The sequence below is a fragment of the Amycolatopsis anabasis genome (genome assembly GCF_009765355.1).
GTDB lineage: Bacteria > Actinomycetota > Actinomycetes > Mycobacteriales > Pseudonocardiaceae > Amycolatopsis > Amycolatopsis anabasis.
This window is the reverse complement of sequence record NZ_VTHK01000036.1, coordinates 67464-82765: the sequence shown is the minus strand read 5'-3', so window position 1 is coordinate 82765 and position 15302 is coordinate 67464. Positions and strand designations below refer to the sequence as shown.

At 70.4% G+C, this 15302-nt stretch carries 11 protein-coding genes; 4 read left to right on the top strand and 7 right to left on the bottom strand.

The genetic code is table 11. The features are described 5' to 3' along the window. Position 1: 1 nt before the first annotated feature. Together FXO23_RS35300 and FXO23_RS35295 are read left to right on the top strand one after the other, a co-directional pair. Complete coding sequence (locus tag FXO23_RS35300) at positions 2 to 1303, top strand: activator-dependent family glycosyltransferase (RefSeq protein ID WP_158890403.1); 1302 nt, start codon at positions 2 to 4, stop codon at positions 1301 to 1303. Further along, positions 1300 to 2067 (top strand): TylF/MycF family methyltransferase, encoded by a 768-nt coding sequence (locus FXO23_RS35295; protein ID WP_158890401.1) that lies wholly within the window; start codon positions 1300 to 1302, stop codon positions 2065 to 2067. Before FXO23_RS35300 ends, FXO23_RS35295 begins: the two co-directional genes overlap by 4 nt. Positions 2068 to 2262: 195 nt before the next feature. Here the strand turns inward: FXO23_RS35295 and FXO23_RS35290 are convergent, their stop codons facing one another. Genes FXO23_RS35290 through FXO23_RS35280 form a run of 3 tightly spaced genes read right to left on the bottom strand, consistent with a single transcriptional unit; the run spans position 2263 to position 6109 of the window. Then, complete coding sequence (locus FXO23_RS35290; RefSeq protein WP_158890399.1) at positions 2263 to 3528, bottom strand: activator-dependent family glycosyltransferase; 1266 nt, start codon at positions 3526 to 3528, stop codon at positions 2263 to 2265. A gap of 4 nt (positions 3529 to 3532) precedes the next feature. Further along, a complete protein-coding gene (locus FXO23_RS35285) occupies positions 3533 to 4840 on the bottom strand; it encodes an activator-dependent family glycosyltransferase (RefSeq protein ID WP_158890397.1) in 1308 nt (435 codons plus the stop codon). A 3-nt stretch (positions 4841 to 4843) separates the two neighbouring features. After that, positions 4844 to 6109, bottom strand: a complete 1266-nt coding sequence (locus FXO23_RS35280; RefSeq protein ID WP_158890395.1) for an activator-dependent family glycosyltransferase — start codon at positions 6107 to 6109, stop codon at positions 4844 to 4846. A 140-nt stretch (positions 6110 to 6249) separates the two neighbouring features. Here FXO23_RS35280 and FXO23_RS35275 point away from each other — a divergent pair, with 140 nt between their 5' ends. Further along, complete coding sequence (locus tag FXO23_RS35275) at positions 6250 to 7548, top strand: activator-dependent family glycosyltransferase (protein WP_158890393.1); 1299 nt, start codon at positions 6250 to 6252, stop codon at positions 7546 to 7548. Here FXO23_RS35275 and FXO23_RS35270 read toward each other — a convergent pair. Further along, positions 7520 to 8794, bottom strand: a complete 1275-nt coding sequence (locus FXO23_RS35270; RefSeq protein ID WP_158890391.1) for an activator-dependent family glycosyltransferase — start codon at positions 8792 to 8794, stop codon at positions 7520 to 7522. The two genes, FXO23_RS35275 and FXO23_RS35270, sit on opposite strands and share 29 nt — an antisense overlap. Positions 8795 to 8856: 62 nt before the next feature. On the opposite strand from FXO23_RS35270, the gene FXO23_RS35265 reads away from it, so the two are divergent. After that, the gene (locus FXO23_RS35265; RefSeq protein WP_158890389.1) at positions 8857 to 10161 is read left to right on the top strand and encodes an activator-dependent family glycosyltransferase; all 1305 of its coding nucleotides are present in this window, start codon (positions 8857 to 8859) and stop codon (positions 10159 to 10161) included. 249 nt (positions 10162 to 10410) lie between these two features. On the opposite strand, the gene FXO23_RS35260 is transcribed toward FXO23_RS35265, so the two are convergent. From FXO23_RS35260 to FXO23_RS35250, 3 genes are read right to left on the bottom strand one after another with little or no spacing between them, the layout of a single operon-like run. Then, a complete protein-coding gene (locus FXO23_RS35260; RefSeq protein WP_158890387.1) occupies positions 10411 to 12789 on the bottom strand; it encodes a penicillin acylase family protein in 2379 nt (792 codons plus the stop codon). 23 nt (positions 12790 to 12812) lie between these two features. Beyond that, the gene (locus tag FXO23_RS35255; RefSeq protein ID WP_158890385.1) at positions 12813 to 14495 is read right to left on the bottom strand and encodes a GMC oxidoreductase; all 1683 of its coding nucleotides are present in this window, start codon (positions 14493 to 14495) and stop codon (positions 12813 to 12815) included. After that, the gene (locus tag FXO23_RS35250) at positions 14495 to 15274 is read right to left on the bottom strand and encodes a gluconate 2-dehydrogenase subunit 3 family protein (RefSeq protein ID WP_158890379.1); all 780 of its coding nucleotides are present in this window, start codon (positions 15272 to 15274) and stop codon (positions 14495 to 14497) included. Before FXO23_RS35250 ends, FXO23_RS35255 begins: the two co-directional genes overlap by 1 nt. Positions 15275 to 15302: the final 28 nt, after the last annotated feature.

Here is a 15302-nt window from a genome sequence, read left to right as displayed (position 1 = left end):
CATGCGCGTTCTGTTCGTCGCCTATGCCGAGAAAACCCATTTCCTGGGCATGGTGCCGACCGCCTGGGCGTTGCGCACCGCGGGGCACGAGGTGCGGGTGGCGAGCCAGCCGGCGCTGGCGGACGCGATCACCGGCGCGGGGCTGACCGCGGTCCCGGTCGGCACCGACCACAAGATGTGGAAGGTCGCCGACCGGTTCCTGAAGAGCCGGTTCGCCGAGCTGAACCCGGAGTTCGCCAAGGCGATGCGGGCGAGCACGCTGCCCCCGTTCGAGGTCGCCGACACACCGACCGAAGAGCTGACCTGGCAAGGGTTGAAGGACGGGTACGACGAGGTCATCAAGGCCTACAAGATGGCCAACGAGACCATGATCGACGAACTCGTCGAATACGCCCGGAGCTGGCGGCCGGATCTGGTGATCTGGGAGCCGATGACGTTCGCGGCGCCGATCGCGGCCAAGGCCGTGGGCGCGGCGCACGGCCGGTTGCTGTGGAGCCTGGACGCGTTCGGCCGGATGCGGCGGCACTTCCTGCGGCTGAACGCCGAACGGCCGGTGGCCGACCGCGTGGATCCGTTGGCGGACTGGCTTTCCGAGGAGGGCGTGCGGTTCGGCGTCGAGTTCTCCGAGGACCTGACCTGCGGTCAGTTCACCATCGACCAGTACCCCGATTCGGTGCGGATGGAGGCCGACCTGCACTACGTGCCGGTGCGGTACGTGCCCTACAACGGGCCGGCCGTGGTGCCGCGCTGGCTGTGGGAACCGCCGGAGCGGCCCCGGATCGCGCTCACCCTCGGGGTCAGCGCGACCGAACGGTTCGGCGGATACGCCGTGGGGCTGCAGGACATCCTCGACTCGCTGGCCGACCTCGACGTCGAGGTCGTGGCCACCGTGGCCGAGGAGGGGCGGCAGAAACTGGAGCGGATCCCGGAGAACACGCGGATCGTGCCGTTCGTGCCGCTGCACGCCCTGGTGCCCACCTGTTCCGCGGTGATCCACCACGCCGGGTTCGGCACGATCAACACCACGTCGCTGCACGGGATCCCGCAGGTGACCATGCCGGAGAACGACGACGCGCCGCTCGTCGCGAGCCGGATCGCCGAACGCGGTGCGGGGCTGACCATGCGGATGAGCGAGGCGACCGGCGCGAAGGTCGCCGAAAGCGTGGCCCGGCTGCTGGCGGAACCGTCCTTCCGCGCGGGCGCGGCGAGGCTGCGGGACGAGTTCCGGGCGTTGCCCAGCCCCCGCGATGCCGTGCCGGAACTGGAACAGCTCACTCACAAGTACCGAAGGGAAAGCGCATGATCACCGCAACCAGGGAACGGGATCTGTACCTGGACCTGATGAAGAAGGCCGTGTCGAACACGATCTACCAGGACGCCAGCGTCTACTACGGAGACTCCCTGGAGGAGATGCGCGCCACCATCCGCGAGGAGCGCGCCTTCGATCCGAAGATCCGGGAGACCGGCCTGGACACCCCGCGCACCGCGCACACCATGGTCGGCCTCAAGCGGCTGGAGAACATCCAGCACTGCCTCGAATCGGTGATCGAGGACGACGTGCCGGGCGACTTCATCGAGACCGGCGTCTGGCGCGGCGGCGCGAGCATCTTCGCGCGGTCGGTCCTCAAGGCGCACAACGTCACCGACCGGACGGTGTGGGTGGCCGACTCGTTCGAGGGCATGCCGAAGAACGAGGACCTGCCGATCCACCTGGTGAACGACGTGCTGGCGATCTCGCTGGAGACCGTGCAGGAGAACTTCCGGCGGTACGACCTGCTCGACGACCAGGTCAAGTTCCTCAAGGGCTGGTTCTGCGACACGCTGCCCACCGCGCCGGTCGACCAGATCGCCGTGCTGCGCCTGGACGGCGACCTGTACGAGTCGACCGAAGACGCGCTGCAGGCCCTCTACCCGAAGGTCTCGGTCGGCGGGTACGTCATCGTCGACGACTACCACTTCCTGCCGCCGTGCCGGATGGCGGTGCTCGACTACCGGCACAAGCACGGCATCAAGGACCCGATCCAGGAAATCGACGGCCTCGGCGTGTTCTGGCGCCGCACCAAGTAAGCGCGGTGACGCGGCTCCCTGGCACACGCGAGGGGGCCGGCCGCCGAGTACCCGAAAGTGCGCGCACTTTCGGGTACTGGTGGGCGCACTTCGCCGAGTTGCCCAGCACGAAGGCGCCTGCCCGAGGAGTCACGGTCGCCGATCATCGGGGTCGTGAGTGATTGCCGGTTAGAACCGGCCGGAACACTCACGACCTCAGCGGTACTTGGTGACCAGGCGTTCCAGCTCCGGCACGAGTTCGGCCGGGGTCGGCATGGCGAGCATCTCGTCGCGCAGGCGGGCGGCGCCTTCGCGGAAGGCGGGTTCGGTCAGCAGGCGGACCAGGTTCGCCCGGACGTTCGCGCCGGTCGCCTCGCTCGCGTGCACGGAAAGCCCGGCGCCGCGGTCGACCAGCCGATCGGCGAGGAACGGTTCGTCGTACTGCTTGGGCAGCGCCAGATGCGGGATGCCGTAGAGGGCCGTGGTGCACATCGTGCCGGGGCCGGTGTGGTGGATGACCGCCGAGCAGGTCGGCACCAGCGCGTGCAGCGGGACGAACGGGAGAACGCGGGCGTTGCCGGGGATCCGCGCGAGTTTGTCGCGTTCGGACTCGGGCAGGGTGGCCACGATCTCGACGTCCAGATCGGACAGCGCGTCGAGCAGGTCCTGCACGTCCACGGCGTACCCGCCGAACTGCCGCACCGCGCTGACGCCCAGGGTGAGCGCGACGCGCGGCCGGGCCGGTGGTTCCCAGAGCCATTCCGGGATCACCGCGGAGCCGTTGTAGGGCACGTACCGCAGCGGGACGTAGTGCAGATCGGCCGTCATCCGCAGCGAGGCGGGCAGGTAGTCCAGGGTGAAGTGCCCGCGGGTCAGATCCTCGGTGAACTCCTCGCCGTACTTGGCCACGCGGCCGCCGAGCCACTCGGCGAGCGGATCCGCGCGTTCGGCGGCGGGCTGCTCGTCGCGCAGGCGCAGGAAGATGTCCCGGGTGCGCCCGAAGTAGTCCAGGCTCCACATGAGCCGGGCGTGCACCGCCCCGCAGGCTTTCGCGGCGATCGCACCGGCGTAGGTGTTGGTCTCCCAGATGATCAGATCGGGTCGCCAGGACCGGGCGTAGGCCACCAGCTCCTCGATCATCGGATCGTTGATCATCCGGTGCCACCACGGAACGGCCTGTTCGTACCCGGATTTCAGGTAGTCCCAGGTGATCTTCTCCGGCGGGTACTCGGCCACGTCGTAGGGCGGCGAGACGCCGCCCTTGGCGGCCTCGAACTGCTCCGGCCGCTTCTCCAGGAAGCGCCACAGCTGGTTGTCCCGGCCGACCGGGACCGCGGTCAGCCCGGTCTCGGTCACCACGTCGACCAGTTTCGGCTGGGTCGCGACGCGCACCTCGTGCCCGGCGGCGCGCAGCGCCCAGGCCGTCGGCACCATCGCGATGAAGTGGGTCTTGTCGGAGTAGGTGGCGAACAGCACGCGCATGGGGCTATCCCTCCGCCCGGTACTTGGCGGTGAGTTCCTCGAGTTCGGGCACCAGATCGTTCGGGGCCGGCATGGCGAGCATCTCGTCGCGCAGCCGCGCCGCGCCTTCGCCGAAGGACGGTTCTGCCAGCAGGCGCACCAGGTTCGCGCGCACCTCGGAGCCGGTCGCCTCGGTCGCGGGCAGGGTGAGCGCGGAGCCCTGTTCGGCCAGGCGGCGGGCGAGCGGCGGTTCGTCGAAGTGCTCGGGCAGCGCGAGCTGGGGGACGCCGTACAACCCGGTCGTGCACAGGGTGCCGAACCCGGCGTGGTGGATGACCGCCGAGCAGGTGGGCACCAGCGCGTGCAGCGGCACGAACGGAACGATCTTGGCGTTGTCCGGTACCGTCCCGAGCTTGTCGCGTTCGGAATCGGGCAGGGTGGCCACCACCTCGATGTCCAGATCGGACAGTGCGGCCAGCAGGCCGCCCAGCCCGACGGCGTGCCCGCCGAACCGTTCCGCCATGGTGATGCCGAGGGTGAGCGCCACCCGGGGCCGAGCCGGTGGTTCCCACAGCCACTTCGGCACGACCGCGGTGCCGTTGTAGGGCACGTACCGCAGCGGGACGCGGTGCAGGCTGGTGTCCATCCGCAGCGAGGCGGGGAGCTGTTCCAGGGTGAACTGGCCGCAGGTCAGGTCCTCGGAGAAGGTGGTGCCGAATTCGGTCGCCTTGGCGTCCAGCCAGTCCGCCAGCGGGTCCTCGCGTTCTCCGGGGGGCTGGGCGCGTTTGAGGTCGAGGAACCGGTCGCGGATCCGGCCGAAGAAGTCCAGGCTCCACAGCAGCCGCGCGTGCGCCGCGCCGACGGCCTTCGCCGCGATCGGCGCGGCGTAGGTCCCCGGTTCCCAGATCACCAGATCGGGTTTCCACTGGCGGCAGTAGTCCACCAGCTCGGCGATCATCGGCTGGTTCGCCATCCGGTACCAGGACGCGACCGACCAGCGGTAACCGGAGAGCAGGTAGTCCCAGGACACGTTTTCCGGTGGTTCGTCCGCGACGTCGAACGGGGGCATCTGGCCGCCGCGGACCTTCTCGTCGTGGATTTCCGGGTGCCGGTCGGCGATCCGCCGCATGAAGCGTTCCTGGACGCGCCACAGGTTGTGGTCGCGGCCGACCGGGACCGCGGTCAGGCCCGCCTTGGTGATGGTGCCGGTCAGTTCGGGCTGGCTCGCCACCCGCACCTCGTGCCCCGCGGTGCGCAGCGCCCACGCCAGCGGCACGGTGGCCTGGAAGACGGTCTGGGTCTTCTCCGCGTACGAGGCGAACAGAACGCGCATGCCTCACCCCTCCCGGTGTTCGGCGACGAGCTTCTCCAGTTCGGGCACCAGATCGTTCGGGGCCGGCATGGCGAGCATCTCGTCGCGCAGCCGGGCCGCGTCGTGGCGGAAGGACGGGTCCTCGAGCAACTGCACGAGCTGGTCGCGGACCTTGTCCCCGGTGGCCTCGCGGGCCGGCATGCCCAGCGCGGCGCCCTGTTCGACGAGCCGCCGGGCGAGCGGCGGTTCGTCGAAGTGGTCCGGCAGCACGAGTTGCGGGACTTCGTAGAGCCCGGCCGTGCACAGCGTGCCGAACCCCGCGTGGTGGATGACCGCCGAGCAGGTGGGCAGCAGGGCGTGCAGCGGCACGAACGGCACGATCCGCGCGTTGTCCGGGATCCGGCCGAGCTTGTCCCGTTCGCCGTCCGGCAGGGTCGCCACCAGTTCGATGTCCAGATCGGACAGTGCGTGCAGGATCTCGCCCACGCTCACCGCGAAACCGCCGAACCGGTCGGTCGCGGTGGTGCCCAGGGTGAGGCACACCCGGGGGCGCCGCGGTGGTTCCCGCAGCCAGTCCGGGATGACCGCGGTGCCGTTGTACGGGACGTACCGCATCGGCACGTACTGCAGATCGGTCTCCATGCGCAGGGACGCGGGGAACTGGTCGATGGTGAACCGGCCGACGGTCATGTCCTCGGTGAACTCGAACCCGTGGCGGCGGGCGTGGGCGCCGAGCCAGTCCGCGAGCGGATCGGCCCGTTCTTCCGGCCGCTGCTCCTGCTTCAGCCGCACGAAGTGCCGCCGCGCGATACCGAAGAAGTCCAGGCTCCACAGCAGCCGCGCGTGCACCGCACCGGACGCCTTCGCGGCGATCGGGGCCGCGTAGGTGTCCGGCTCCCAGATCACCAGATCCGGCCGCCAGTGCCGGGCGAACGCCACCAGATCGCCGATCATGCGCTCGTTGATCAGCTTGTTGACCGGGACGACCTCCTCATAGCCCCGCAGCAGGTGGTCCCAGGTGATCTTGTCCGGCGGGTACTCGGCGATGTCGAACGGGGGCGGCGGGCCCCCGCGCGCGACCTCGGTCTCGCCGCCGAGTTTCATCAGGTCCCACATGATGTGGTCGCGGCCGACCGGCACCGCGGTCAGCCCGGAATTCGTGATCGCGTCGACCAGTTTCGGCTGGCTCGCGATCCGGACCTCGTGGCCCGCGGTGCGCAGCGCCCAGGCCAGCGGCGCCATGGCCAGGAAGAGCGTCTTCTCCGAATACGTGGCGAACAGAACGCGCATGGCCTCACATTTCGCAGATTCCTTCGACTCCGGAGCACCTTATCCTTGCGTGCACGGGTGTTCTACCCCTAGAAGCGCGCGAACTTTTTGCCGCACAACAACTCTCGCCCCGGCCGGGGTGCGCCGACTAGGGTGAGTTCATGCGTGTTCTGTTCACCGCGTACGCCGAGAAGACCCACTTTCTCAGCATGGTGCCGCTCGCCTGGGCGCTGCGCACCGCCGGGCACGAGGTCCGGGTGGCCAGCCAGCCCGCGCTGGTGGACGTGATCACCCAGGCCGGGCTGACCGCGGTGCCGGTCGGCGCGGACCACACCGTCGCGCGGGTCACCCAGCGGTTGCTGAACAAGCGGTTCGCCGAACGGTTCCCGGACATCTACGACAAGGTGCGCTGGGGCCGGGTCCCGCCGTACGACCTCCCGGACGATCCCGCGCGGATCACCGGGGACTACCTCGAGTCGGGGTACACCGAGATCGTCGCCGGGTACCGGATGGTGAATGAGCCGATGATCGACGACGTGGTGGCGTTCGCCCGGCACTGGGAACCGGATCTGGTGATCTGGGAACCGGCGACCCACGCCGGCGCGATCGCGGCGAAGGCTGTCGGCGCGGCGCACGCCCGCCTGCTGTGGTCCCTGGACTTCTTCGGCCGGATGCGCGAGCAATTCCTGCGGTACCGGGAACAGGCGCCCGGGCGGCCGGACGCGCTGGCGGACTGGCTGGGGGAGCAGGGCGCCAAGTACGGCGTGGAATTCACCGAAGACCTGACGACCGGCCAGTTCACCGTGGACCAGTTCCCGGATTCGCTGCGCATGGACGCGGGCCTGCACTACGTGCCGATGCGGTACGTGCCCTATCCGGGGCGGGCGGTCGTGCCGAAGTGGCTGTGGGAACGTCCCGAGCGCCCGCGGGTCTGCCTCACCCTCGGGATCAGCTCGACCGAGCGGTTCGGCGGGTATTCGATCGGGGTGGCCGAGATCCTGGACGCACTGTCCGATCTGGACATCGAGGTGGTGGCCACGGTCGCCGAGAGCGAGCAGGCGAAACTCGGGAAGACCCCGGACAACGCGCGGATCGTGTCGTTCGTGCCGCTGCCCGCGCTGGTGCCCACCTGTTCGGCGGTGATTCACCACGCGGGGTTCGGCACGCTGTGCACGAACCTCTTGAACGGGGTCCCGCAGCTGACCACGCCCGAGCAGGAGGACGCCGTGGTGTCCGCGCGGCGGGTCGCCGAGCAGGGCGCGGCGGTGTCCATCCACGCCACCGAGGTCACCGGCTCGCAGGTCCGCGAGCACCTCGTGCGGTTGCTCAGTGACTTCGATGACTCCGCCTACCGCCGCAACGCCGAACGGCTGCGCGACGAGATGCTCGCGATGCCGGTGCCGAACGCGATCGTCGGCGACCTCGAGCAGCTCACCGGGAAGTACGCAGCCCGGCGGTGAGTTCGGCGAGCCGGGGCACCAGTTCGCTCGGTGCGGGCAACGCCAGGACCTCCGCGCGCAGCCGTTCCGCGTTCTCCCGGAACGACGGTTCGGCCAGCAACCGGACCACGCGGTCCCGCACCGCGGCCCCGGTCGCCTCGCTCGAGTGCATGGTCAGTCCGGCGCCTTCCGCGGTGATGCGCCGGGCGAGCGGGGGCTGGTCGAAGTGCTCCGGCAGCGCGAGCTGGGGCACGCCGTAGCTCACCGTGGTGTTGACCGATCCGAATCCGGCGTGGTGGATGACCACCGAACAGGTGGGGATCAGCGCGTGCAGCGGGACAAACGGCACGATCCGGGCGTTCGCCGGAATCCGTGCGAGCTTGCCCCGTTCGGAATCCGGCAGCGTGGCCACCACCTCGGCGTCCAGATCGGACAGCGCGTCCAGGATGTCCTGGATGCTCACCGCGTAGCCGCCGAGCCGCTGGGTGGCGGTGATGCCCAGGGTGAGCGCGATCCGCGGCCGCTCGGGCCGCGCCCACAGCCACGGCGGGACGACCGCGGTGCCGTTGTAGGGCACGTACCGCATCGGCTCGTAGTGCAGATCGGCTTCCAGGCGCAGCGAATCCGGGAACTGGTCCACGGTGAACTGGCCGCTGGCCATGTGCTCGGTGAACTCGGCGCCGACCGCGGCGGCCCAGGAGCCCAGCCAGTCGGCGAGCGGGTCTTCGCGGTCGCCGGCCGGGCGTTCGCGCTTCAGCCGGAGGAAGTGGTCCCGGGTCCGGCCGAACATGTCCAGCCCCCACAGCACCCGGCCGTGCGCGGCGCCGACCGCCTTGGCCGCGACCGGTCCCGCGTAGGTCACCGGATCCCACAGCACCAGATCCGGCCGCCAGTGCCGGGCGAAGGCGATCACGTCGCCGAGCATCGGATGGTTGGCCATTTTGAACCAGCCGGTGAGAATGTTCCGATATCCCGAGACCAGGTCTTCCCAGCGAATGTCCGCCGGATTCTTCTCCACCGCGTCGAACGGCGGCGGCGAACCTTTCCGGGTGATCCGGTATTCCTCCGGCGCGTGCCGCAACAGGGTCCAGATGCGGTGGTCGCGGCCGACCGGGACCGCGGTCAGTCCGGCGGCGGTGGCCGTGTCCGCCAGCTGGGGCTGGCAGGTCACCCGCACTTCGTGACCCGCGGCCCGGAACGCCCACGCCAGGGGGACCATGGCCTGCAGCAGGGTCTCCTCGGAATAGGTGGTGAACAGCACGCGCATTTCGCCACCGTACCCGGATTGGTAATGTCACCGGGGAAATCGGAATGAAATAAGGGGGAACCGTGCGCGTTCTGTTCGCCGCGTATGCCGAGCGAACCCATTTCCTGGCGATGGCGCCGCTCGCCTGGGCGTTGCGCGCCGCCGGGCACGAGGTCCGGGTCGCGAGCCAGCCGGAACTGACGGGCACGATCACCGGCGCCGGGCTGACCGCGGTCCCGGTCGGCGAGGACCACAACCTCTGGCGGTTCGTGGAACGGTTCCTCAACCCGCGGTTCGCCGAGGCGTTCCCGGAGCAGTACGCGGCCATCCGGTGGGGGAGCATGCCGCCCTTCGAACTCGCCAAGCTCGCGCCGGACGAGCTGACCTTCGAACGGTTGCGGGCGGGTTACGCGGAAGTCGTGCCGGGGTACCGGATCGGCAGCGAGACGATGATCGACGACCTCGTCGCCTATGCCCGGAGCTGGCGGCCGGATCTGGTGCTCTGGGAGCCGATGACCTATGCCGGGCCGATCGCGGCGAAGGCGGCGGGCGCGGCGCACGGCCGCCTGCTGTGGGGCCTGGACGCGTTCGGGTGGATGCGGCGGGAGTTCCTGCGCCGGGCGTCCGGGGCGGCCGAGGATCCGCTGGCCGCCCTGCTCCGCGGCTGGACCGAGCGGTTCGGGGTGGCGTTCGGCGAGGACCTGACGTGCGGGCAGTTCACCGTCGACCAGCTCCCGGCCTCGATGCGGCTGGACACCGGGCTGCCGCTGGTGCCGATGCGGTACGTGCCCTATCCCGGCGCGGCAGTCGTGCCGGAGTGGTTGCGGGAACCGCCGCGGCGGCCCCGGATCGCGCTCACCCTGGGCCTGTCCGCCGCCGAGCGCTGGAAGGGCTACTCGGTGGACGTGGCGGAGGTGCTCGACGCACTGTCCGATGTGGACGCCGAGGTGGTGGCCACGATCGCCGAGGAGCAACAGCGGAAGCTGACCCGGATCCCGGGCAACGCGCGGGTGGTCTCGTTCGTGCCGCTGCCGGTGCTGCTGCCGACCTGTTCGGCGGTGATCCACCACGCCGGGTTCGGCACCCTGCTGACCGCCACGCTCAACGGGTTGCCCCAGCTGAGCCTGTGGGAGGGCGACGATTCACCGCTGCTGGCCCGGCGCCTCGAACAACTCGGGGTCGGCCCCGCGGTCGGCTGCCGCGAGGTGACCGCGGACCAGGTCCGGGAGCACGTGGTGAGCCTGCTCGCCGAGCCGTCCTTCCGGCGGGACACGGCACACCTGCGCGACGAGTTGCTGGCCATGCCGACGCCCGCCGAAGTGGTGCCGCGACTGGTCGAACTGACCGCCGCGGCACGCACCGGGGTCGTGAGTGGACAGACCGGTTAGCACCGGTCTAGCCACTCACGACCCCGGCACTCGGTTCCTTTGCGCACGCCCGAGCTTCCCTCCCGCACCGGGCGTGCCCACCAGGACGCAAGGCCGACTTTGTCGGCGAGGTGCACCCCACCGGCTACCGAAAGTGCGCGCGCATTCGGGTCCCCGCGCAGGCCGGGTGGGGTTGGCAGCAGGTCGCCGATTGGGGTGGGTCGTGAGTGTTCCGGCCGGTTCCAACCGGTCCGAACACTCACGACCCGGTCAGGGCTTCGGTACCAGTTCGATCCGCTGGGTGGTGTTCGCCTCGACCGCGCCCCGGCCGTAGAGCAGCGGGACCGCCGCCCCGACGCGCCAGCGTTCGGCCAGGTCGCGGTAGTGCGGGCCGTTCGGGTCGCCGGACTGGCCCGGGGTGTTGATCGCCCGCGAGGCGTCCCAGTCGCCGACGTCGAGGACCATGCGGAAGGACGCGCCGCCCAGGTGCTCGTAGGTGAGCGGGTTGAACACCGAGATGTTCACCGTGTTCCAGCTGCCGCCCCGGGGGAACGGTCCCACGTTCCACTTCTTGGCGGTTGGATCGTCCACTTTGGACGCGGCGGGATGCCGGAACGTGGTCTTCAGCAGGCCGCCCCAGCGCCACTGGGCGGGATCGGGCCCGAGCCGCTTGGCCGCGTCCTGGTAGGCCGTCTTCAGCGAGTCCAGCAGCACCTTGTCGCGTTTGGCGGCGCCGCCCGGGCCGAACCACTTGTCCGGCTGCTCCATCGCCTCGATGAGCACCGTGTGGTCCGGGAACGGGACCAGGTCGGCGGCCGCCGAAGGCAGGATGGTCCGGGTGAACCGCGGCCCGAGGTGGCCGATCAGCCAGACCTCGAACAGCGCGGCGGGCGCCGAACGGTCGTGTTCGACCGCGTCCCAGCCGCGCAGCAGGCGCAACGCGGCCGCGGCGGAGGGATCCGCGGAGGACAGCTGCTCGAGCTTGGGGAGCAGGCTGCGCGCGATCGGGGACAGCTGGTCGCTCTGCAGCCGGATCGAATCGTCGACCGAGGACTTCGGTTTGCCCGCGAGGACCTCGGCGATCCGGTCGTACCGCGACGGATCGGCCCACTCGTAGCCCAGCTTCTCCGGGTAGCCGGGCGGCAGGTTGTACTCGTTGCCGGTGGCGAGGAAGCCCTGCTCGGGATTGTGGTACCGCGGCAGTTCCTGGCCCGGGACGTAACCGGTCCACTCGTAGCGGCCGTCACCGGGCACCGGAAGCAGGCCGTCGTACCCGGTCCGGCGCGGCGCCCGCCCGCTGACGGTCAGGCCGATGTCGCCGCGCGTGTCGGCGTAGACGTGGTTCATCCCGGGCGCTCCCCAGTTCCCGGTCGCCGCGGAGAACTCGCCGAAGCTCTTCGCCCGGAGGTAGCGCAGGCTGCCGTAGTACGGCGACATCCCGGGTTCGAGCCAGGCGGCCCGCACCGCGTAGGCGAGGTTCCGCTGACTGTCCACTTTGATCACCGGACCGTGCCGGGTGAAGGCCAGTTCTACCTTGCGGGGCGCGGCACCGGCGACCGGGATCTCCTCGGTGACCTTGGTCAGGTTCTCCCAGCCGTCGCGGTAGCGGTACCGGCCGGGGTCGGCCGGATCGAGCTGGTAGACGTACAGGTCCTCCTGGTCGATCTCGGACACGGTGAGGCCGAATCCGGCGGTGTCGTTGTGCCCGATGGACAGGCCGGGCGCGAACGGCTCGCCCGCGCCGATGACGTTCAGCCCCGGCGCGCTGAGGTGCGCGAGGTAGCGCGGGGAGGGCGCGGAGACGCTCCGGTGCGGATCGTTGGCCAGGATCGGGCGCCCGGTCGTCGTCCGATTCGGTCCCAGAGTCCACGCGTTGCTGCCCTGCGTGTTCACCCCGCGCGGGATCGCCTTCGCCTGATCGTCGTCGCCGAACTGGAGGTCGCCCTTGGCCAGGTTGAACACGTCCAGCACGTCCTCGGGCAGGGTGCACGGATCGAAGCCCGCGGGCACCTGGGGGCGGTGCTCGGGCTGCAGCCGGACCCGGACCCGATCGGCTTCGATGCCCGCGGCGCAGGCGACCCGGGCGCGTTCGATCTCGCTGTCCAGGTTGTAGCTCAGCACGTGCGCCCGGATCGTCACCACGTCCTCGGGCGCCCAGCGGGCCGGTTTGTACCCGAGTTTCCGGAACTCCTCGGGCAACGCGCTCGCGTTGCGGTCCAGCCAGTCGAGGTAGGCGTTGACCCCGTTCGCGAACCGGGTCGCGGCGAGCCGGCCCTCCGGACCGTAGCTCTCCCATTCGGCCCGCATGTCCCCGCGGTAGCGGAACAGGCGGGCCGCGCGGTCCTGGTCGACGAAGTCCGGGCCGAAGACCTCGGACAGCCGCCCGAGTCCCTTGCGCAGCCACAGGTCGATCTGGAACAGCCGGTCGCGGGCCGCGTTGAAACCCTGGGCCAGGAAGGCGTCCCGGGCCGTCTGCGCGTAGACGTGCGGGACGCCCCAGCGGTCCACCAGGATGCGCGCGGGCCGGTCCAGGCCCGCGATCGCGAACGTGCTCCCGGGTTGCTGCGCGGCGACCGGAGACGCCACGCTCGTCCCCACCAGCACGGCGATGCCCAGTGGTATCAACGTTTTCCGCCAGTTTCGGCGCATCTTTCTCCCCAGTTTTCGGTTACTCAGGTCACCAGGTGTCGCATGGAGCGCAGCGCCACCGACATCAGGGTCAGCGTCGGGTTGTGGCCGCCCGAGGTGACCGCGGTCGAGCCGTCGGTCACGAAGACGTTGTCGGTGCCGTGCACCCGGCCGTACGGATCGCAGACGCTGGTCCTGGGATCCGCGCCCAGGTGCATGCCGCCGAGGATGTGGATGCTGTCCGGCACCACGCTGGTCCGCCCGGTGCGCGTGCTGAACTCGGCGCCCGCCTGCTCCAGCAGGTAGGCGAGCCAGGGCAGGTAGTACTCCTGCGCGAGGTTCTCGTGCTTGCCCACCGCGTAGGTGATCCGCGCGACCGGCAGCCCGTGCACGTCCTTCACCTCGGGGTCGAGGGTGACGGTGTTCGTCCGGTACGGCAGATCGGTGCCGACCATGGCGATCCGCACGAACCGGTCGCGCAGCAGGCTCGCCCGCATCATCCGCTTGAAGTCCGCGCCGAACGGTTTGCCCGGGCGCAGGGTCTTCAGGTGCGCGCGGTAGGTGTTGGCCTCGATGATCGGATCCGAACCGAGCCCGAGTTCGACCATCCCGCCCCGCACGTACGGCAGGCCGTTCTGCTTGGCGAAGTCCCGGACGTCCCCGAAATCGGGGTCGTTGAAGTCCTCCAGGAACTGGGTGGCCGACCGGCCCCGGTGGGTGTGCAGCCGTTCGCCGGGGAAGATGCCCCACCAGTCCAGCACCGAGTGCAGCATCAGCCGCTGACCCATCCGGCCGCTGGCGTTCGGGAGCCCGGACAGCAGCGCGAGCCGGACCGTCTCCATCGCCGACGCGGCCATCACCACCACGTCCGCGCCCTGCTTGCCGCGTTTGAGCCCGTGCGGGGTGGGGCGGGCCCATTCGACGCCCCACGCCCGGTTCCCGCGCAGCACCACCTTGGTGATCATGGTGTCCGGCACCAGATCGACGCGTCCGGTGCGCAGCGCCCGGCGCAGCGGGTCGAGCGCGCTGCCGCGGGCCTGCGTCGTGCAGCCGTAGCCGGCGCAGAATCCGCAGTTGTTGCACGCGGGCCGGGCGTCGCGGGCCCGGGAGTTGATCGCGGCCGGGATGGGGGAGGGGTGCAGGTCGATCTTGCGCGCGCCCTCGGCGGTGATCAGCGACGCGTGCTGCTGCGGGCCGGGGCCCATCGCGTACGGTTTGGCGCGCGGCGCGTGCTTCTTGCTGACCTCGGACAACGCGTCCGCGTCGCCCTGCACCCCGAGCAGTGCCTCGACCTCGTCGTAGTAGGGCGCGAGTTCCGCGTAGTCGAACGGCCAGTCCTGCACATCCGCGCCGGGCACCGGGCCGTCCGCGGACAGGGCCTGGAAGTCGATGTCCCAGAACCGGGGAACCTTGGCGTCCCAGTGCATGGTGCCGCCGCCGACCAGCTGCGGCAGCGCGCTGACCATGCCGACGTGCGCCACCGGTTCCGCCTCCGAGCTGCGGAACGTCTGGGGGTAGATCAGCGGGTCCGGGGTGTTGAAGTTGCGGAACTTGCTCTTCACCTCGTCGTTGGAGAACGCGGTGCCGACCGGCCCGGGACCTTCCAGGTTGGTGAAGTAGTTGGGGCCCTTCTCGTAGACGGTCACTTCCCAGCCCGCCTCGGCCAGGGTCATCGCCGCGATCGAACCGCCCGCCCCGCTGCCGATCACGATTGCCTTGCGTGTCATCAGGATCCTTCCGGCGGGTCAGCGAGGAACTTGAGGAAGTCGTCGACGATCGGGCTCTTCTCCACCGGGTCCGGGCCGTCGGACCGGCGCACCTCGTCCGGGGTGTAGCCGCGCGGCTGGCTGTCCCCGGGGAACTTGATGTCCCGCCAGCCGGACAGGTTCCGGTTGCCGCCGTACTCCGGATTGCCGTACATGCCCTCGCAGGTGTGGCCGAAGAGCAGTTCGACGAACTCGGCGGCCCGCGGATCGGCGAGAACCTGGTCGCGGGTCTCGGCCGTGGCGCGGGCGAAGTCGCCCTGCGCCAGGGTGTCCAGCAGTTTGACGCCTTCGCGGTACCGGCGGCGCCAGTCGCCGATGCGCTGCGTCCAGGCGATGCGCTGGGCGTGCGTGAGCGGGACGAACCGGGTCAGGAAGTTGACGCCGCCGCCGTTGCGGTCGCTCCACGGGCCGCCGGAGTGCACGCGCTCCGGCGCGTAGTCCAAAGCGGACAGCAGCGCGTCGAGGTAGTGCACGACACCGGCTTCCCGCGCGCCCGGATGCCCCGCCTCGGCGGGATCGTCGGTCGGCCCGGGGACCAGGCGGGCGGTCGCTTCGACGAGCACGGCCGCCTCGTGCCGGGTGAGGAACCGCAGCCCGGCGAGCGAGATCTCGGCCTCGGGCCCGGCGGCGCCGGCGATTCCGGGCCAGGGCAGGAAGGTCAGGGGTACGGCGACCGCGGCCCCGGCGAGGACCTGGCGCCGGGTGCGGTGGTGGGTTTCGGTCGGTTCGGGATGTGACACGGCAGCGGGTCTTTCGGATCGGGAATAT